The sequence below is a fragment of the Paenibacillus sp. FSL R5-0486 genome (assembly GCF_037975155.1).
Lineage (GTDB): Bacteria > Bacillota > Bacilli > Paenibacillales > Paenibacillaceae > Paenibacillus > Paenibacillus amylolyticus.
In genome coordinates, this window is the sequence record NZ_CP150237.1 from 635,476 (window position 1) to 656,598 (window position 21,123).

The window sequence follows — 21,123 nt, forward strand, 5'->3', positions numbered from 1 at the left end:
TTCGACACAACGCACGAATTTATCGATTGCAACATGGGAGGGTGTACCGGCAATTATTTTACAGACCTTGCTGGGAGGCCCATTTTTAACCGGATTTCTGCTGTACCTTGGGGCCGGGTCGAGACATATCGGCTTTGTGCTCGCGATTACGACGTTTGTAAACATTGCCCAGATCGGAGCAGCTTACTGGATGCAGCGTATTCGCAGCCGTAAACGCATGCTGCTGTTATTTGTGGGCACACATCGCATCTTGTGGAGTGCAACGGGACTGATCCCGTTTATATTCCCCAAAGAGTGGTGGGTAAGTGTATATATTGGCGTGTATACGGTTGCTTTTATATCAAATACCATCGGCGGTATGATCTGGACTTCACTAATTGGCGATATCGTACCTGCTAAGGTGAGAGGGCGTTATTTTGGAATTCGAAATACGATTCTGAATGCTCTTGGAAGCGTATGCTTATTTGCAGGCGGTATTGTTTTGGACCGTTACCCGGGAGAAATGGGCTTTCTGATCCTGTTTATTCCGGTGTGGATATGTGCTATTGCCAATACAGTCATCTATTTCTTCTATCCGGACGTTCCCTTCGAACGTTCTACCGAAAAGGTTTTCTGGCGCATGTTCATCAAGCCGTTCCAGGATCGTTCTTTCCTGAAAGCAACGCTGTTCCTGGCTTCATGGTTATTGATCCAGACCTTGATTGTTCCGCTTTATTCCTATGTTATGCTCGATTTATTGAACATCAATTATCAGACGGTATCCCTGATCACGGTAGTCCAGACGCTGGTCATGATGGCCGGGTTCTATGTTTGGGGTAATCTGAATGCCAGATTCAGCAACAAAACCCTGTTGTTTTGGACGTTGCCAGTCATTGCACTCTCCTGTTTGTCGTGGGGTTTAATGTCGTTCATGCCCGTATTGATCGCACTATTTCTATCTCATATCTTCCTTGGGATCGGTGTAGGTGGATTTAACCAGCTGGCATTTAACTTTACGATTGGAGACACACCCAAAAGTGAAAGACCGATGTTTGTCGCGGTGTATTCGGCTCTGACCGGAGTCACTTCGTTTCTCGGGCCGTTGTTGGGTGGCTGGTTGTATGAAAAGATGGAAACCTGGTCCGATGCGCTGGCCTGGATCTCAGCCTATGGATTTCAGATGGGGGTTGGTGTCGTGATGCTGATTCTGACATTTACCCTTGGACGTCGTGTACTGTTAAAATAGATATTGAATATTTACACGGGCACTTCGATGACAGAACAACCTTGTAAATATTTAGATTGATCATATGTATCTGGTATGACTTCAAAAAAAGATGGCGAAGTGGAGGGATGTATTTGAAGCGTCTCGAACGGAAAGCCATGGTGATTGGAGCCACGGGGCTTGTAGGTGAATTACTGGTTCATAGTCTGCTGGAGCACCCGGCATACAGCTTGGTTCGCGTTCTGGTTAGACGTCCGCTTGAGCTGCAACATCCCAAACTGGAACAGCATGTGGTGGACTGGGAACAGCTGGAGAGCCAAGACCACTTATTCGATGGAATCGATGACCTGTACTGTTGTTTGGGGACAACGATCAAAAAAGCAGGCAGTCAGGACAATTTCCGTCAGGTAGATTATCATTACCCGGTTCGTGCAGCTACGATTGCGAAGCAACATGGTGTATCACAGATGCTAGTGATCTCCTCCATGGGAGCGAGTGCAGATTCCCGTGTCTTTTACAGTCGGACCAAAGGGGAAATGGAGGATGCATTGTCCGATATCGGTTTTCCGTCATTGCATATCTTCCGCCCTTCCTTGATTCTGGGAGATCGAAACGAGAAGCGGTTTGGTGAGCAGATGGCTGCCTATGCCATGAAGTTTCTGGATCGCTGGATGAAAGGCAGAGCGGACAAATACCGGGCGGTCCACGCCGCAACTATTGCACAGGCCATGACCAATATTGCGCTGGTGCAAGCCAAGGGAAACCATGTGTATTCAAATGAAGTCATTCATGTCCTTGGTGTGGACGGGGGCTAAGAAACCTTTGAACGAGCTGTTTGCTTCATGTGGCTAGTGAGGAGCGTTTCTCGCTTGAGGTAGATCGTGGTATAATAGGCAACAAAAATGAGTTCGAACCCTGACTCCATGCGGCAGCAGGATAACGAACACAAAGGAGAACTCGTCCATGAAAAAACCAATCTCTACCGATCATGCGCCAGGCGCCATTGGTCCATACAGTCAAGCCGTTGATGCAGGCGATTTCATCTACACTTCCGGACAGCTTGGTCTGAATCCTCAAACGGGAGAGTTCGGCGCAGATGTACAGGAGCAGACACGTCTGTCTTTGAGCAATGTGAAGGCTATCCTTGAAGCAGCAGGTACAAGTATGGATAAAATCGTGAAAACGACGGTGTTCCTGAAGGACATGAACGACTTCGTTCCTGTGAATGAAGTGTATAGCACGTTCTTCGAACAGCCTTATCCTGCACGCAGTGCAGTGGAAGTTGCTCGTTTACCAAAAGATGCACTGGTGGAGATTGAAGTTATTGCCCTGAAATAGGACAACCTTATTCGTTCTTTTATACATAAACAGCCGATTCAGGTCGAAGACCAGAATCGGCTGTTTGCTTTTATGTTTTTTCGTTATATTTAAGCGTTATATTTGAAGTAAACTACTCAATCGCGATCTTGATTCCGGGCGAAGAACAGCCATACCGCATAGATGGCCAGGACGATCGCAATGATGATTGCCGTATAATATACGGAAGTGACATCCTTCTGTTTAAGTGCAATGGCGATATATGCCCATGTGAATACAAGTGGGTATATGCTATCGCGATAACGGAAGCTAACGAGAACAGCCAGCACCATACCGACAATCAGCATAATGATCGTCCAGGTTGGTTCGCTGATACCAAAACCATCCCAGCCAATTTTATATAACAGTACAGCTGCATTGACAATCGTTGCCACGCTAATCCATCCAAGATAGATGCTGAATGGTAGCTTCACAAGCCAGATCTCAGCAGTGGTTGGAACCGTAATGGTACGTGTTTTTACATACAGCATGATCAGGCACAACAGAAGCATTACAATAATCAGTAAAGCGAGACCGGTCTGCAAGTTTTGAAAAGCAAAAATCCAGGCTACGTTGAAAGCACAGCTTGCCAGGAACCAATACCCGAGACGGGTAATCGAATCCCTTTTCCAGGAAGCGGGCACGAACTGATAGATCACAAACCCTGCTAATAGCAGGTAGATCAAACCCCATATAGAGAAGGCATAGCCAGAAGGTGTGAGTAGCACAGGATACATATCCGATACTTCTTTATTGGTCTTGCCCCCGATCGGCAGAGCGTTGGAGAGGTAGTTCACGATAATTACAGCGATAAAACCAATGGCGTTTAACCACTTGTACGGATTGTTACGTGACATTGTGTTTCCTCCTTGGTTTAACGAATGAATGAACCACGGGTCAGTCTACAATGAATATACCCAGTTCTTGCACATTCTAATAACAGCCGCAAAAAATTCACAAGTTGATCCTTCAGATCCTTGTGCTCTGCCGCTTATGTTGGAACGGCACTCTGTCCCAATGTACGCGAAACGAAGCAGAAATATGTCCATGCCCACGATGTCCCACTAGAAGAGGAGGAAGAGAAATGCTCACAAGAGAAACGATGGAGCAACAGCAAACCTGGTTCTATGTAGTTGCACTGTTCGTAGGGGCAGCGATAGGGCTGAGTAATCCGGTATGGGGGAATGTTTTACACTACACTGTGTCCCCGGTTCTTGCCGTTCTGTTATACAGCATGTTTGTACAGATTCCCTTTTTACAGTTAAAAGAGTCCTGGTCGAATCTTCGATTTATGGTGGCGCTACTGGTGGCTAATTTTATCGTAGTACCTGTAGTTGTATGGTTGCTCACACTTGTCTTTCCGCAATCACCAGGCGTTCTGATCGGAGTCTATCTGGTACTGTTAACTCCCTGTATTGATTACGTCATTGTGTTCACACAGCTCGGCCGGGGCAATGAGAAGCTGATGCTCGCCGCAACACCTTTTTTATTTGTTATACAAATGATCCTGTTGCCGTTTTATTTATGGTTATTGATGGGTACCGAGATAGCGCAGATCATGCAGTTAGGGCCGTTTGTAGAGGCTTTTTTTGTTCCTGATCGTTATTCCACTGCTGCTCGCTGTTGTTACACAAGTTTTCTCCAGAGGTAAAGCGAGCGGGGAGTGGGTCATAAATGCGACGGCATGGCTCCCGGTTCCGATGATGGCACTTGCGCTGATCGTGGTTGTCGCTTCCCAGATTGGCAAAGTCTACAATGATATGGCGATTATCGTAAACGTGATCCCGATCTACATTGCTTTTCTGATCATTATGCCTTGGATATCTCGGATCATTGCTAATTGGTTTCGATTGAATACAGGCGCAGGGCGGGCGTTGATTTTCAGTTCAGCCACACGGAATTCGTTGGTTGTTCTGCCACTGGCGCTGGCACTCCCGCCAGAATGGGCAACTATCGCTGCGGCTGTTATTGTTACACAGACGATGGTGGAGCTTGCAGGGGAGATAGTCTACATTCGACTTGTACCTGCGGTGATTTTGCGGGATCGGTAAGCGTACTAGGGTGTGTCTATGTTATGATATATTACAATTAATAAAACCATTTTTGGTAAATAAAAGGGGGATGTGAGAATCCCTATTTATCGAAAGATTATGTTCTACCTGGATATTGTCCTATTACTGTTCAGCCTCATCTATTTCCCCGTAGTAGCTCATAAGACAGGAAATAATATGGCTTATGGATTTATGGCTGTAATTTTAATAGGTACAATCTCTCGGATCGTATCCTATCTTAGAAAAGAAAGAGTCAACAAATCGTCATGATATAGGCTATTTTCTGTAAAAGTAAAATTAAAAAGAGTACTTCCGATGGGTTATGCCGGGAGTACTCTTTTTAATTCGGATCAAATACTCATTACGTACCCGCCTCCAATAATGTTTTACGATATTCCGCTGGCGTGATGCCCTCCATTTTTTTGAACACTTTGCTGAAATACTTTTCATCTTGGAATCCAACCATCTCCGAGATTTTGGCGACACGCAGGGAAGGATTTTGTAGTAACAGCTTGGCGTTGTTGATACGCAGTTTGCCCAGATATTCCGACCAATTCAGACCAAATTGCTGTTTGAATTTACGGGAGATATACTCCCGGCTCAGATAGAAACGCGCGGCAATCTGCTGTAAGGACAGGTCCTCCTGATAATGGGCGTCCATATAACGTGCAATCTCACTCATGGGATCAGGATTGGCGTGGTGATGAGCGGTGAGCGCCTTACCGGCCGCGAGCAGTCGTTGTTCCAATGATGAACGAAGCAGGGGGAAGGATAACAGTCCTTCAGCGTCCAAAGGTAACTCGGCAAAGGGAATAGACTGTTCCTCCGTCACTTCTTCCTCATGGAATGACGAACCTGCCGTATCATCAAGCCAGCGGCTCAGCATCCATTCCAGCTCATCGATCCATTGCTGGATCTGCTCAGCACTGACAACCGCAAGATCAGTAATCGGGTCAAGCCACTCGGCGACCGCAGCAGATACACTGGAAGCCCGGCAACTCATGGCTGCCATACGCAGGGGTTCTTCATGGGCGGTTAAACGCCTGATTTTATTTCCATTTGATGATTCCACTGAGGCATGGATTCGCTGTTTAATTTGCACAGCATTACGTCGCCACAGCCTTGAACTTGCTTCCAGATAGGCCGCTGAGATTCCGCCAGGGTAAGACTCACAGGTGGAGATGCCAAAATGAAGCCGGCGCTGAATCGTCTGCTCCAATCCCTGATTGACCTTGTCCAGAATATGTTCCAATGAAGTGGATGGACCCCAATGCAGCAGAACAATCTCGTCCGGTTGATCCAACTGACGAAACATTACGCCTTCGTCTGGTGTGGATAACATCTCGGCACAGATATTGAGCACCGAGAACACAAGCAGGTCCGGTTGACTGCGGTATTTTGCCAGACAATCTGCATCCAGATGGGACAGGCTGGTGACAGCGACACTACAGACAGAGATTAGACGGGGGAGATTTAACTCATCCTGCAATCGCTGCATGTGTGATGGGCTGCTGCCTCTTCCGACGGCAAGTTCGGTGAGCAGACGATCCTGGTAGTGGGGGCGCATTCGATTAACAACAATGGATTGCCTGGTGGATTGTATCCGAATGGCGTCTTCCTCTTCCCAAGCTGTAACGGCCTTTAATAGAGATGCATTCAGCTCATCTGCTTCCACAGGTTTCAGGAGGTAGTCCATGCCACCATGTCTGATTGCATGCCTCACGAGTTCAAAATCATCATATCCACTGATAACCAGCACCTTGCTGTGCGGGGTATGAGCCGATATCCATTCAAGCAATGCCATACCGTCCTTGCCCGGCATCCGCATGTCACTGAGTATGATTTGAGGTTGATGTGCCGTGATGGCGGCGATGGCTTCATCCCCGTCTGCTGCTTCAAGTAATGTATCAATGCCAAACTCTTCCCAATGACCAAGCAACCTTATGGCATCGCGGACATGTTTTTCATCATCTACAAGCAGTGCCTTCATGTTGTTCACTCTCCCGCGTATAGTTTAACCGTAATCTTCACACCATTGGGTTCCTGATTGTTGATCTCAAGCCTGGCTGAGTGACCGGGATGTGAGTTCAATTGAAGTCGGCGTATTACATTTCGTAGACCGATGGATTCAGACTCGTCGGATTCTTGTGTGGATAACCCGGTTGTTGTATGACTTGGATGCAGCCATCCGCGGATCTCCAGTAATTTATCTTCAGGTATGGAGGGGCCGTTATTATTCAGTTCTATTTCAATCCAATGATCGTTGATCCGGCGGCTGGATAGGGATATGTGACCTTTGCCAGGCTGAATATCTGCTCCATGTTTGAAATAGTTTTCAATTAAAGGTTGTAACGTCATTCTTGGCATTTCGACAGATAGAGTATCTTCGGCAAAATCCAAATCCACCTCAAGGCGGTCACCAAACCGCTCCTGCTGTAGTTCCAGATATAATCGGGCATGCTCCGCCTCTTCGCGTAAGGTCACGCAGGTCTGATCCCGCATGCTGTAGCGCAGCATTTTGGACAGGCTAGAGAGTAGTATATACGCCCGTTGTCCCTGATGTTGAAGGGCAAGTGTACCGATCGATTGCAGTGTGTTATATAGAAAATGCGGATGAATCTGCGCTTGCAACGCTTTGAGTTGATTTGTTTTATTGGCGATCTCGAGTCGATATTCCCGCAAAATAAGATTGTTTACCGTATCCATCATATCTCGGAAATGACGAGCGAGCACTCCGAATTCATCTCGGCTGGATAGATGGATATCCACATGCAGACGCCCGGCTTGAATCTGGTTCATATACCGCATGAGTTGCTTGAGCGGACCGGTGATTCGGATGGAGATGAACAAGGTTGCAACAATGACCAATACTAGTGCCGCAATGGCAATCATCGCGTTATTCCACGTAAGTGTGGTGGCTCTGGCATATAACGTCTCATTTGGGATCTGTTTGACGATGGTCCAATCGGCGTACGTGCTGCCAAGTTGCTGGTATACATACATGGAACGATCCTGTTCAAAATGCCCTGCAACATTCTGGGCTGTACCTAAGCTAGATCGCGCGATATTCAGTTCACTAGCCGTTTCCTCTCGTAGTGCATCCGTATGATTGACCTCGGAACGTCCTTGGTAAATGATCTGATTCTGACCATCCACCACATAGATCTGTTCCTTAGCCGGATCATACAGCCTGCTACAGATTGCTGCAATGGTATTCATATTCAGATCAATGGCGAGTACACCCAGACGCTCAGTGGACGGAATATCCTTGATCACCCGATGCAGGGTAATGACCGTTCTGGCAGGGTCATCGGGGGAGGCAGCCTTGAATCCGTACGTGTGACTCATATGGGCCGATTCCACCCAGATATCCGGGCTGTCACCGCTTGTTTTTCCATGAAGCGAGCCGGAATAGGCCTGTTTGCGTTCCTCCCGCTTCGGAAAGGGATTTGTAATTAAGGTGGATTGATTGGCGGCAAAAGAGTGCAAATACAGCTGGAATACATCCGGCACAGCCGCGCGTATTGTCTGCAAAGTGGTATAGACTTCGGCAACCGCACGATAATCACCAGGAATTTTTGCCAAGTTACGCAGAAAGTTCGGGTCGTTATACACAGCGAGCGACGCTCTGGCCACGTTATCCACATAGTTATTGAGATTGGTGGACGCTTGGTAGATCAGGCGTTTGTTTTCTTCCACAGCTTGTTCCCGCAGGGCTGTCTTGGTCTGGATAAACGTCATGCTGATCGATGCGAGCAGCGGAAGGGTGGTAGCAATGAGCATAAAAGCAATCAATTTGGTGCGTATACTGTAGTATTTGGACATCGGAACACCCCTTCTGGTTGCAGGTTAAGAGAGGACAATATTTTACCCCCAACTGTTCACAAGGGTCGGTGTTTCCCTCGGTGATAATGGGGTTTAATAGAAAAAGAGACCAATTTCATCCATCTATAGAAGGGGAGAACGATATGAAGCATCGCAAATCTTCACAGCTGTTACAGCAGCTTGTGTTCGTGGGTCCCTCCATCGTGTTTTTTATTCTCATCATCGTGGTCCCTTTCCTGCTTGGCATGGTGTATTCCTTCACGGATTGGAACGGGGTATCCGAGAACATTAATTGGGTAGGGTTTGATAACTTCGTGCATGTGTTTGCGAATGATCCCAAGTTCCAAACGGCGTTTTGGTTTACGGTGCGCTTCACCGTGGTTGGTGTGGTACTGACCAATGTGATTGGCTTTTTCCTGGCGTATTTTCTGACCAAACCGCTCAAGACGAGAAACATTCTGCGTACGATCTTTTTTATGCCTAACGTGATCGGTGGGTTGTTGCTCGGCTTTATCTGGCAGTTCATATTTGTGAAAGGGTTTTCAGCAGTAGGCGATGTAACCGGCTGGTCATTCTTCAACCTTCCTTGGCTGGGAGACGAACCAACCGCCTTCTGGGGAATCGTGATTGTGTTTGTATGGCAGACCGCAGGATATCTGATGGTCATCTACATCTCATCTCTGACAAATGTATCCCCTGATCTGCTGGAAGCCGCCGAGATTGATGGCGCAAGTCGCTGGCAGGTACTGCGGAGCATCATTCTTCCGCTCATTATGCCAGGTGTAACGATCTGTCTGTTCCTAGCGATCTCCTGGTCGTTCAAAATGTTCGATCTCAATCTGTCACTGACCAAAGGTGGACCGTTCGGATCGACAGAGTCGGTTGCACTTAATATTTACAATGAAGCCTTTGTAAATAACAGATATGGCATCGGAACCGCCAAAGCGCTCGTGTTCTTCGTAATCGTTGCCATCATCACCATGATTCAGGTACGTCTGACGAAGAGCAAGGAGGTAGAAGCCTAATGGAGACGACAAAAAATTACCGCTTCAGTACCATTGTAACCGAGATTGTCATGGTACTCCTTGGACTTTTATTCCTGGTTCCGTTTTACTTCCTGTTCGTGAATTCGGTCAAAACCTTCGGTGATCTACTCACCAATTCGGCTGCATGGCCGGAAGTATTTCAGTGGGGCAATTATGCTAACGCTTGGGAGAAAATTAACTTCCCGTCCGCGCTGATGAACTCGCTTATCGTTACTGTGGTCAGCAATCTGTTGCTTGTGCTGATCAGTTCCATGGCCGCGTACCGAATGGTCCGCAGCGATACCCGGTTCAACCGTATTTTGTTCGGCATGTTCATTGCCGCTATGGTGATTCCGTTCCAGTCTATCATGATTCCACTTGTTACTGTAACCAGTAATCTGGGATTGATCGACAGCCTTGGCGGCCTCATTATCTGTTATCTCGGTTTCGGGGCACCGATGTCTGTCTTCCTGTTCCACGGATTCGTAAAATCCGTCCCACTGGAGATTGAGGAAGCGGCTCGTGTGGATGGAAGCTCGGTCTACGGAGTGTTCTTCCGGATCGTATTTCCACTCATGAAACCGATGTATGTAACCGTCATCATTCTGAACACACTCTGGATCTGGAATGATTATCTGCTTCCATCGCTGATCCTGCAAAGCTCCAACCTGCGTACGATCCCAATTGCGACTTTTGCACTCTTCGGTCAATATACGAAGCAATGGGATCTGGCTTTGCCGGCACTTGTGCTCGGTATTATGCCGATCATTATCTTCTTCCTGCTGATGCAGAAGTACATCATTCAGGGGATTACGGCTGGATCAGTTAAAGGGTGAGGGTGCGAGTGCAGGGTCGCTGTGGGAGAGTGCGAGTGCAGGTCGCTGGCGGGATCAAGTTGCGCTTTCGGTCGCTGTTGCTCCTCGGTGGCCTGAATGTATTAGGGCAAGGAAGCCACCGAGTATCAAAGGCGAACGCTCCGCTCCTACATCGCATCCTGATCCCTTTGCTCCCACCTCGCACGGAGGTGTGCAAAGGGAGTCATGCCCGCATAGCTTGGGCACGACTCCTGGGGAAAGAGCAATAAAGAGAAAAGACCAAGAATGAAATGATTTTAAGACCAGGTTTGATAAGGCAGAAGGTGAGTGTATAAGGGCAGGGTCGCTGCGGGATCAAGTTGCGCTTTCGGTCGCTGTTGCTCCTCGGTGTCCTGAATGTATTAGGGCAAGGAAGCCACCGAGTATCAAAGGCGAACGCTCCGCTCCTCCATCGCATCCTGATCCCTTTGCTCCCACCTCGCACGGAGGTGTGCAAAGGGAGTCATGCCCGCATAGCTTGGGCATGACTCCTGAAGAGAAAGCATCGATAAAGAGAAAAGATCAATAAAGATGCTTGTATAGCCAGGAACTTCTTCTGCAGAGTGAGGGTATGCTCCCTGTTCAAAGCGCTAACGAACCCACCGCATCTTAATAGGTGGATAATCAAGGAATACAAATTGTAACGAATCTCTGAAACGTTATTCGGTTACAAAACAGCGTCAGAGGCTTAAAATTCGACCAAATCGACGAAATAACGTCGCTGTGATTCGTTAGAATTGGAACCTGTGCAAATAGGTGCGAATAACGTGCGCTCGGTTCGTTAGAATGAAAACACGCTTCAAGGGAAGGTTATTCTGTCATCGGAGTGCCAGTGTAAATATTCATTAGTGGAACGGTTATACTGAAACTACTATAGGGAGAGTGTATGTATGAAAAGAATGACAAAGTTGACGTTGCTTATGCTGATTGCTTTTTCGGTAATGCTCGCGGGTTGTGGCAATGGAGATAAGAGTGGCAGTCCGGTCAACACGGATGCTCAAGGTGGTGGCGAGGCTGCTGCTGGAGATAAAACCATTAAAATCTTCCAATTCAAAGTCGAAATCGCGGAAGCGCTCAATCGTCTCAAAGCGGAATATGAATCCTCCCATCCAGGTGTCAAACTGGACATTCAGACTGTAGGTGGCGGCAGTGACTACGGTGCTGCATTAAAAGCCAAGTTTGCCGCTGGCGAACAACCGGACATTTTCAACGTAGGTGGTTATCGTGAATTGGATACATGGCTTGAATATCTGGAAGATCTGTCTGGAGAATCATGGGCCAAGGATGCACTCGAAGTAGCCAAAGAGCCAATGACCAAAGACGGCAAACTCTACGGACAGCCGCTCGCGCTGGAGGGTTATGGTTTCATTTATAACAAAGACCTCTTCCAAAAAGCAGGTATTACCGAAATTCCAACGACACTGGAACAATTGGATCAAGCTGCACAGAAACTTCAAGCCGCAGGCATTACCCCATTCTCTAATGGATATCAAGAGTGGTGGGTGCTGGGCAATCATAACGTAAACGTCGCATTTGCAAATCAGGCAGATCCGGTTAAATTCATCCAAGGACTCAACGAAAGTACGGAGAAGATTCCTGGGAACCAAGTGTTCGCCGACTGGATTAACTTGCTCGACTTAACGCTGAAATACAGCAACAAAAACCCGCTGACAACCGACTACAATACGCAAGTTACGTTGTTTGCGAGTGGAGAAGCGGCGATGATGCAACAAGGGAACTGGACTCAAGTACAGATCGATGGAATCGATCCAGATCTGAATCTGGGTATCCTCCCAATGCCAATTAACAATGAACCCAATGACAAATTGTTTGTCGGCGTGCCGAACTATTGGGTTGTGAACAAGAATTCCCAAGTGAAACCGGAAGCAAAAGAGTTTTTGGAATGGCTCGTAACTTCGGATATCGGGAAACAATACATGACAAAAGAATTCAAATTCATTCCGGCGTTCAGTTCCATCACGGCATCCGAAGAGGATCTGGGTGACCTCGCCACAGAGATCATGAAGTATAGCCAGGAAAATAAAACACTCAGCTGGAACTTCAACCGTTTCCCTGAAGGGGTTCCACAAGAGTATGGCAGCACAATTCAGGCTTACGTTGCAGGCAAATCGGATAAAGCCGGATTGCTCGACGCATTGCAACAGAACTGGGATAGTCTGAAAAAATAATCCGGATCATGGACGGTTTACTATCTGGTCATATTGATTAAAAAGGATGATCCGACCGAAGCTTCAATTTAGGGTAGTTATCCAAATTAACTAGTATCCACAGGTTACCAAAGAAAAAGTTGGCCAATTGAAACAGGTTAGCCAGAAATCTTATTCTGGTTGGCCTGTTTTTGTTTTTCCGAGGAGCCAATGACGCTCTCTGAAAAGTTCAAAGTCAGCTATATTCCTGAAATGTGGATAACCTCAAAGCGGTTTAACGATCTAATGACTTATTTAACACAGAGTTAATACTATATGTGGATATCCTGTGTGTATAACACTCTAAATGTGGACAAGTATGGAGTAGCTGGAGTGGGAGGTCCTCTTTTGTTAACAGAAATACTTGTTTTCAACTGTTTAGTACTGTATAGTTCTAAATATGACAAATCCAAAAATGAACACGGGACCCGCCAAATCCAAAAGTACCAATCCGGTGAACCGGACCAAGGCAGTTGAAGTGGCGGCACAATTATTTCTGCGTCAGGGGTACAGCTACGTCAGCATGGATGAGGTCGTGCGAGTGAGTGGGGTATCCAAGTCAAATATTTATTATCATTTTAAAAACAAGGAGGAGCTGCTCCAGGCCGTGGTACAATACTGGATTGCCCAGTATGAGTCGGAGCTGTACCTGCTACTCAGTCAGCGTGAACGAGGAGTGGAGGAGCGTATCTACTCATTCATGGCATTGCTGTCGGCAGGTATTGAGGGCCGAAATTACGAAGGGAGCTGTCCCTTTGTTACGTTATATATGCAGACACCGGACAGTGCACCCCAAGTGAAGGAAAGCATATCCAGATTCTTTCGTGAACTTAGACCGATGGTGGAGAAGTTGTTTCAGCAAGGTTTGGATCGCGGTGAATTTCGCAAAGAAATCGAACCGGGACCGGCTGCGTTGTTGTTTATTGCCGCATTGGAAGGTTCACTAATCCTAGCGGGAACTGCCCGTGATGTTGGGATTATTGAACAATCGGCACGTACGTTTTGTCAGATGCTTCGTTAATCGAAGCTCTTTTTTTGAATATAACTAGTACTGTGTAGTACTAAAAGGAGCCGTAACAGAATGAATGTACATACTAACCGTGTATCCAATGAAGAAAACACTGCAGCACATTCAACAAACATGAATCAGGTAATAAGTAAGTCTGATATGGCAAGTACGACCATTTTTATGACAGGAAGTACAGGTTTTATCGGCAAAGAAACGGTCAAACAACTCACGCAGGGAGACGCACAATTGCTCTTGCTGGTTCGTTCGGAACAGCGAGCCAGAACTGTGCTGAAGGCTTATGGAGTGAAGGATCTCGACCGGATTACCTTTATTAAAGGTGATTTGTCCATTTCGGGTCTTGGCCTTACCGCACCAGATCGGGAGCGTGCTCTTGAAGCGAATGTGATCATGCATGCGGGAGGAACGATGGACGTCACTTTGGAACGAAAAGTAGCCGAGCAGATATTCATGAACGGGGCCAGGGAACTGGCACAGCTAGCACAGGAAATCCACTCTACTCATGGATTGAGACACTTTATCCACGTTGTTGGTTATATGAGTCCTTATGGAGAGCGGAATGAACAGGGGAATTATCTACAGGTTGAGCATGTGGATAACAATGAAAGTGCATATGAAGAGATGAAGTTCCATGCCGATCTGCACATTCGCGAGCATGCAGAACAGCATCACTATCCCTTATCCGTTGTAAATCCGAGTACAGTGGTTGGGCCACGTCCTACAGGTGAAACCGAGCAAACGGGTGGGATTGGGCTGCTCATTCAGGCGATTCAGAAAGGACTTATGCCGGTAGTGCCGGGAGGTTCATCCTATTGGTTACCGCTTGTGGAGAATGACATTGTTGCACAGACGCTTGTTTTTCTATCTAGGGAAGCTGCTCCAGTCGGAGGAACTTATCCACTGTTGGCGCAGAAGGAAGACAGTCCCAATATGAAGGAACTGCTGCAACTCTTGGCGCAGCAATTGGATGTACCCAAGCCGAAAGGGGCTGTGCCACTACCATGGATTCAATGGATCATGAAATCAGGTGGTTCACGCATCAGTGGTGTTCCAGCGGAGTCGGTTGCTTTTATTACCAACAGGTCATTCCCGGTTGAAGAGACGGAGGCTCTGTTCACACGTATGGGGCAATCCTGGCCGGACATCCGGGAACAGCTTCCGCTGGTTACAGCCGATCTAGACTATCGTTTTCGGTATGCGCCGTTACCTGAGGGTTTTCCGACAGATTATATTCGGTCTCGAAGTGGAAATATGGCTATGCTTCGTTGGGAGGGTGAGGGAGAGCCTTGGATTATTGTACATGGTTTGCTTCAATCTGCGGATGAGATGTTACCGTTAGGAAAACAGCTTAGGGACCTAACCAGGAACCCGGTATGGTTAATCGATCTCGCTGGATTCGGACGGTCCCCGGTACATCAGGGGGATGAAGCATTTGAAGGTCAGGTGGATGCACTGCTAACGGCTCTTGGTGAGTTTGAAGGTCCGGTGAAGCTGGTGGGGCATTCGATCGGTGCTGCTATTGCAGCTGCGGCACAGATGCGTAGCGGGCGGGCGGACATTCGACTGGGGTTGCTTCAGCCAGTAGCTGACAATTCGAATCCGAATGTGCTGAGATGGATTTCTCGTTTACCAAGAGGAGTGATGCGCTCCCTGCTGCGTGGCAGATCGGAGAAAAGTTGGAATCAAATGTTCAGTTCACATAGCGGCGTAGGTGACAGCAGTGTTATGGCCGAGGCCATGGGCAAGAGAATACGCTCCAGTCTCCAGTCCCCTCGTATTGCAGGGGCACATGCAGACTTGTTGCGCTGGATCCACTCGGGTCAGAGGAAAGGCGCCAGATCAACGTTGTGGGCGAAAATGGAAAGTCAGCATTATGCCAAGAATGTATTAGTTGTGTGGGCCAATCAAGATCAGGAATATCACTATCCCCAGGATATGAACTTACAGGTCAAACGGATAGATGTACCCTATGGACATTACTTTCCGACGTTTCAGTATAAGGAAACAGCTGCAATCCTGGCCGAATGGGCCTATACCTTGAGGTGAGTTCAGGTTTGGACATGCAGGAATCCCGTGCCAATTGTCGAAAGGGTCAAGTCGAGTTGCAAAGAGGATTAACCAAAGACAGGAGAGATGAATGTATGAGCAAGCAACGTGTGGAAATCAGTAAAAATGTGCTAACGGAATGTCTCGGACTGCGCAACGGAGAGAATCTGGTAGTTATCGCAGACGATATGAAACGGGATCTGGCTGAATCCATCTATGAGGCAGGCAAAGCACTTGGAGCAGAATCAGTCCTGTTAATCATGGAGGAACGCAGCAGATCCGGTGAAGAGCCTCCTGCGCCAATTGCAGAGGCCATGATTCGAGCAGATGTAGCCGTGTGTGTAACGAAATATTCATTAACACATACCCAGGCACGCAAAAAAGCCGCTGCTTCAGGGACCCGAGTGGCAACCATGCCCGGCATGACAGAGGATATGTTTGTGAACGGAGCCATTACAGCTGAATATTCGCAAGTAAAGGCGTTGACCGAGAAGGTAACGGCTCTATTAACCGCAGGTCGCCATGTGCGAATAGAGAAGCAGGGCCATAGTCTTTCCTTTTCCATTGAAGATCGTAACGGTGTACCAAGCACAGGTATGTATTTGAACCCTGGTGAATCGGGCAACTTGCCGTCAGGAGAAGCTTATATTGCTCCCGTTGAGGGCAAGGGCGAGGGCAGTATTGTTGTAGATGGTTCCGTTGCTGGAATTGGGGCACTCTGTGAACCGATGCTATTGACCGTTAGTGAAGGACGGTTGGTGTCAGCTGAAGGACCAGATGGGGCTCAATTACTGGAAACGCTTGGTGAGGGCGATGGTCGTTTTCTCGGCGAATTCGGGATCGGTACCAATAATAAGGCGCGAATCACGGGTGTGGTGCTGGAAGATGAGAAAGTGTACGGCACAATTCATGTGGCCTTTGGCAGCAATAACACATTTGGTGGAACGATTGCCGCAGGTGTTCATATTGATGCAGTTGTACAAAAGCCGGACGTGTACATCGATGACAGGCTGATCATGCGTCAGGGTGAATTGGTCGAATAACTACAGCGAAGGAAATTGGGCATGTCCACAACGTGTCCACAGTAATGGATAACTGAAGCGGAAATTCAGATTTTACGTCAGATTTACAAACAAATACACAACATGTCCACATTAAATTAATGAATATCCACATGAAACGCCAAAGATATCCACAGCATGTGTGCAATATGTGCACAACTTATCCACAAATCAGGTATAACTCGTGTTTTCATCCGATAAAACAGTCGTTTTGGAGTAATGAAACAAGTTATCCACAGGAATATCGCTTTTTTGTTCCAAGTATTTGAAAACATAGAAACAGATCCATAATATATGGGGATAAAAAAGACCCGAAATCGGCATAAAGCTGATCTTGGGTCTTTTTTATGAATATAATTTTTCAATCCGATGTCAGGTTACTTACGCTCAATTCTAAAACGACTGACTTCCACCACCCTCCACAACAGGGCAAATGAGCAGAGCGGAGACAGCAACCGTAATGCAACGTCTGTTGAAGTTGGCAAAATTGATCTGAAGCCTAAACATTTGATCAAAAATAACCGATACACCAAAGTAACATCTAATGGGACGAAAGTAGTCTGATTATACGGAATGAGAGGATATGGGGATAACTATGGACGAGGGAATGCAATATATTAATTTTTCGGTAGGAGACCAGATCTTTGCACTACGAATTGATGAAGTTCATGAGATCATCAGAATGGTGCAGGTGACAACAGTTCCATTTGGAAGCCCGGAGATCCGAGGTTTTGCTTCGCTGTACGGTAAGGTCGTTTCGGTGGTGAGTCTTCGTGTATTGTTAGGCATGCCAGACCAGGAGGATACCACTTCTACACGTATTATTGTGGTGCCTTACAAAGGTGGATTTGTACCGCTTATCGTAGATATGGTCGATTCTGTCGTAAGTTATGATCGTTTCGAGGAACCAGCTGAAGAACACCGCCGTTTCATGCTTGGCGTTTTTGACAAGATCGGGTTCTGTGAAGATCATCGTGCAGGTATTTTGAACCTGGATGTATTGCTGGGCAGCTTGATCAGATCATAGGAGTATAACGATCCGTAATTCTTTCAATATTCAGTATTATCCTTCGGTTTACCCAAATGTTCCTCATCCGCTTTTCGGGAGAAGGGACATTTTTTTGTGCCGCTAGGGCGTTTTCAGACACGCCCTAACCATCGAAATAACCACTTTTTATGGGCAAAGGTTTTTAAATCCGGTCATTTTCGTATATGATGGAGAGTAACAATGCGAAGGGATGACGGGAGACTTTAATGATGCAATCGCTGTATGGAGTATGGCTTGGTGACGTATTTTTTTGTTTTTCCGGTGAAACATCGGAACCACGTGTGGATGCATGGAGCCACGTGGTAAGAAGGTTGAATTTTGGCGACGGGGGTCGTCTGTTTCAGCCTGCCGCTCTGCGTCTTGCGGAGCTGCGCTGGCCGAATCCGCTGAGGAACACGGCTGAAGCGAAGAACACGAAGCGGCGTCAACTGCTGGGACGCACATTGGAAGGATTGGCAGTCTCGCCCAAGGATGCCTTCAGGCTGCTGTTGCAATGGGATGACCGTTTGTTAAATGCAGCCGGAATTCAGGTTGGAGAAGAGATGCGTTACTGGATCAAGGCGGCGCAGTTCACACAGGAGCTGCTGTTGCGGGGAGCAATTGCTCCATCGGCTGAATTCGCAGCAAAGACCGGAGCACGGCGACGGACCGGGCAAGAGACATTAACAGGCGTATGGCGTCCACGCTTGCAGCAGGAGGAGGACATTGAACGCTTCCGCGATCTTGCTGAAGCGATGCCTCCGATTGGATTGGCTGCTCCTGGAGCTTATGCTTCATTGGAACCGGAAACGCGTGAAGAAGCAGGGGCTGCGGTATTATTTTCATTCATGAGTGGCATGATTCATGCTGTAGTGACAAGTGAACTGGAGGGCATGGACAGTGAACTGTCCCGTTACCGCACCCCATATCGACGCGGATCTTCGCCAGTAGCCGAACTCTGGTGGAACAGTCTGATCTCGATGTTCCGTCCTGTGACGGTGCAAGGGCCGACGGACGATATGACAGCGTTTATTCATACGCTGCAAGAAGTTGGTGGAACGTCAATGCCAATTGTGGGAGCAGAAGAGATGGCGCCTGCTGAAGGCCAATTGAAGCTGGTGCTCCGCTTGGAGCCGCCGCTGGGCGAACATGAAACGATCTGGGGGATCAGCTTTTGGGCGGACAGTGAGCAGGAACCAAGCTTGAGGTTGCCTGCACGGACTATCTGGGCACATCCAGAGCGAGATCTGGACCGAGGGAAGGTGTTATATACCTCGGCGGCAGAGCAATTATTGATGGCACTCGGGCAAGCAACAGAACTGGCACCTGAACTGGAGACAGCGCTGCTTACCGCTCGTCCGGAGGAAATTAAGCTGGAGCAGCAGGGTTTCTTTGAATTTCTCACGCATGCGGTTCCACGTTTGCAGAAGGCCGGGATAACCGTTCTCATGCCTTCAAGGTGGAGTCGTGCCGGGAAACGTCGTGCGGGACTGCGTCTGCAGATGTTGAATCGGGGAACAGAGCGGTTGCCTGGAGCCACATCGGCACTGGGCATGGAACAATTGGTTGCTTTCAAGGCGGAACCTATGCTGGATGGTAAACCGGTCACGGCGGAGGAACTGGCAGCACTGGCTGAATCCACAGTACCTTATGTCATGTTCCGTGGTGAATGGATTGAAGTGGATACAAAAGAGATTCGTCAAGTTCTGCGTTACATGAAAAAAGAAGAAGAACAATATATGCCTCTCTCCGAATGGCTGCATCTGGCAGCGGATGAAGGGGAGGATTCCGCATGGAAGGGCCTCTCCGTCTTTGGTGCCGAATCTGATGGGATGCTTGCTTTCCTGCTCGATGGACAGGTGCTTCGCAGTATTGAGCCTCGTCAGGTTCCGGCAGAATTGCATGGTGAACTAAGACCTTATCAGGAACGGGGCTACCAATGGTTATCCGCGATGCGTGAGCTGGGCTTTGGCGTATGTCTCGCGGACGATATGGGACTTGGGAAGACGATTCAAGTAATTACCTGTCTGCTAGACCGCAAACACGAGGAACGCCAGGCAGCTGAAGAGGAAGCCCATGAGAATGAGCTGTTGAATGGATCAGATCATTCTTTCCCAGCGGATCAGCACACGCATGAGCAGCCTGTTCATCTGCCTGCACTTATTGTGTGTCCTACCTCGCTGCTTGGAAACTGGCAGCGTGAGCTGAAGCGATTTGCCCCGGATCTGTCGCTGTATATTCATCATGGCGGACAACGGCTGCACGGGAACGAATTCCAGGCAGAAGCGCAGACGCATGACATTGTACTGACGACCTATCATCTGGCGGGCAGAGATGGCCCGGATCTGGCTTCGTTGCACTGGTCCACCATTGTGCTGGATGAGGCACAATATATTAAGAACTACCGTACCAAACAAGCGCAAAGTGTAATGCGCCTGTCTACACTTCATCGTATAGCGATGACAGGAACGCCTGTAGAGAACCGACTGAGCGAACTTTGGTCGATTTTCCAGTTTCTCAATCCGGGGTATCTGGGCACAGCTTCATCGTTCCGCCAGCGGTATACGGGACTGGGGCCATCCGAAGAAAATGCAGCATCCTTGCGTGAGCTTCATCGACTGGTATCTCCATTCATGCTGCGCAGGCTGAAGAGTGATCCGGATATTCGCAAGGATCTGCCAGAGAAGCTTGAACTGAAATCCTATTGTTCTCTGACGCCGGAGCAAACGGTGTTGTACCAGCGTGTGGTGGATGATCTGATGGGTGGTCTGGACGGCAGAAATGGCATTGCCCGGAAGGGGATTGTTCTGTCCTCCCTGACCAAGCTCAAGCAGATCTGTGATCATCCGGTGCTGGCGGACAGCAATCGGAAAGACCACGGCAAGGCTGAGGCATCTGGTAAGATGGAACGTTTGCTTGAACTGCTGGACGCCATCCGTGATAACGGGGAATCTGCCTTGATTTTCACGCAGTATGTTGCTATGGGAGATCTGCTGGTATCGAGGTTGAAACAGCGATATGAGGAAGAACCTTATTTCCTGCATGGTGGTGTGTCGAAGTCGCAAAGAGACGATATGGTGGAGACTTTCCAAAAAGGAGAGGGGCCATCCATGTTTGTTCTATCTCTTCGTGCTGGAGGTGTAGGTCTGAATCTGACACGCGCGAGTCATGTTGTTCACTATGATCGGTGGTGGAATCCTGCGGTTGAGAATCAGGCAACGGACCGTGTATTCCGAATTGGGCAGAATCGCAATGTGCAGGTTCACAAGTTGATCTGTCAGGGAACACTGGAGGAACGGATTGATGAGCTGATCGAAAGTAAGAAGGCACTCTCCGAGCAGGTCGTTGGTTCGGGTGAGAATTGGCTGACCGAGATGTCGGATGATGAGCTGCGTGGCCTGATCTCTCTTCAGGGTGAGACGTGGCTGTGACCTTGAACA

14 protein-coding genes and 1 pseudogene are annotated in these 21,123 nt (G+C 48.1%); 12 read left to right on the forward strand and 3 right to left on the reverse strand.

What is annotated here, in order from left to right:
- The first annotated feature begins 67 nt into the window (after positions 1-67).
- The 3 genes from MKY01_RS02955 to MKY01_RS02965 all read left to right on the forward strand — a co-directional run bounded on the left by MKY01_RS02955 (position 68) and on the right by MKY01_RS02965 (position 2,542).
- The gene (locus MKY01_RS02955) at positions 68-1,225 is read left to right on the forward strand and encodes an MFS transporter (RefSeq protein ID WP_235193865.1); all 1,158 of its coding nucleotides are present in this window, start codon (positions 68-70) and stop codon (positions 1,223-1,225) included.
- 107 nt (positions 1,226-1,332) lie between these two features.
- On the forward strand, positions 1,333-2,019 hold the full coding sequence (locus MKY01_RS02960) for an oxidoreductase (RefSeq protein WP_339285303.1): 687 nt from the start codon (positions 1,333-1,335) through the stop codon (positions 2,017-2,019).
- A 148-nt stretch (positions 2,020-2,167) separates the two neighbouring features.
- Positions 2,168-2,542: a RidA family protein gene (locus MKY01_RS02965; protein ID WP_127551150.1), complete on the forward strand. Its 375-nt coding sequence runs from the start codon at positions 2,168-2,170 to the stop codon at positions 2,540-2,542.
- Between the two features lie 116 nt (positions 2,543-2,658).
- Here MKY01_RS02965 and MKY01_RS02970 read toward each other — a convergent pair whose 3' ends face one another.
- Positions 2,659-3,417 (reverse strand): TspO/MBR family protein, encoded by a 759-nt coding sequence (locus tag MKY01_RS02970; RefSeq protein WP_339285304.1) that lies wholly within the window; start codon positions 3,415-3,417, stop codon positions 2,659-2,661.
- A 227-nt stretch (positions 3,418-3,644) separates the two neighbouring features.
- On the opposite strand from MKY01_RS02970, the pseudogene MKY01_RS02975 reads away from it, so the two are divergent.
- Positions 3,645-4,611, forward strand: a pseudogene (locus tag MKY01_RS02975) (bile acid:sodium symporter).
- A gap of 361 nt (positions 4,612-4,972) precedes the next feature.
- Here the strand turns inward: MKY01_RS02975 and MKY01_RS02980 are convergent.
- Together MKY01_RS02980 and MKY01_RS02985 are read right to left on the reverse strand one after the other, a co-directional pair.
- On the reverse strand, positions 4,973-6,601 hold the full coding sequence (locus tag MKY01_RS02980; RefSeq protein WP_127551146.1) for a response regulator: 1,629 nt from the start codon (positions 6,599-6,601) through the stop codon (positions 4,973-4,975).
- 5 nt (positions 6,602-6,606) lie between these two features.
- Positions 6,607-8,436 carry a sensor histidine kinase gene (locus tag MKY01_RS02985; RefSeq protein WP_339285307.1) on the reverse strand — a complete coding sequence of 610 codons (1,830 nt, stop codon included), beginning with the start codon at positions 8,434-8,436 and terminating at the stop codon, positions 6,607-6,609.
- Positions 8,437-8,579: 143 nt separating this feature from the next.
- Here MKY01_RS02985 and MKY01_RS02990 point away from each other — a divergent pair, with 143 nt between their 5' ends.
- From MKY01_RS02990 to MKY01_RS03025, 8 genes are all read left to right on the forward strand, one after another.
- Positions 8,580-9,461, forward strand: a complete 882-nt coding sequence (locus tag MKY01_RS02990; RefSeq protein ID WP_036607341.1) for a sugar ABC transporter permease — start codon at positions 8,580-8,582, stop codon at positions 9,459-9,461.
- Positions 9,461-10,297, forward strand: coding sequence for a carbohydrate ABC transporter permease (locus tag MKY01_RS02995; protein ID WP_036607337.1), 837 nt, complete (start codon positions 9,461-9,463; stop codon positions 10,295-10,297). The genes MKY01_RS02990 and MKY01_RS02995 overlap by 1 nt, the downstream gene beginning before the upstream one ends.
- A 908-nt stretch (positions 10,298-11,205) precedes the next feature.
- Positions 11,206-12,504 carry an ABC transporter substrate-binding protein gene (locus tag MKY01_RS03000; protein WP_036607334.1) on the forward strand — a complete coding sequence of 433 codons (1,299 nt, stop codon included), beginning with the start codon at positions 11,206-11,208 and terminating at the stop codon, positions 12,502-12,504.
- A 472-nt stretch (positions 12,505-12,976) separates the two neighbouring features.
- Positions 12,977-13,543, forward strand: coding sequence for a TetR/AcrR family transcriptional regulator (locus tag MKY01_RS03005; RefSeq protein ID WP_036607516.1), 567 nt, complete (start codon positions 12,977-12,979; stop codon positions 13,541-13,543).
- Positions 13,544-13,603: 60 nt separating this feature from the next.
- A complete protein-coding gene (locus tag MKY01_RS03010) occupies positions 13,604-15,595 on the forward strand; it encodes an alpha/beta fold hydrolase (protein WP_282319538.1) in 1,992 nt (663 codons plus the stop codon).
- A 95-nt stretch (positions 15,596-15,690) separates the two neighbouring features.
- Complete coding sequence (locus MKY01_RS03015; protein WP_282319537.1) at positions 15,691-16,638, forward strand: aminopeptidase; 948 nt, start codon at positions 15,691-15,693, stop codon at positions 16,636-16,638.
- 613 nt (positions 16,639-17,251) lie between these two features.
- Positions 17,252-17,683, forward strand: coding sequence for a chemotaxis protein CheW (locus tag MKY01_RS03020; RefSeq protein WP_062837311.1), 432 nt, complete (start codon positions 17,252-17,254; stop codon positions 17,681-17,683).
- Positions 17,684-17,910: 227 nt separating this feature from the next.
- The gene (locus tag MKY01_RS03025; protein ID WP_282319536.1) at positions 17,911-21,114 is read left to right on the forward strand and encodes a DEAD/DEAH box helicase; all 3,204 of its coding nucleotides are present in this window, start codon (positions 17,911-17,913) and stop codon (positions 21,112-21,114) included.
- Positions 21,115-21,123 lie beyond the last annotated feature (9 nt).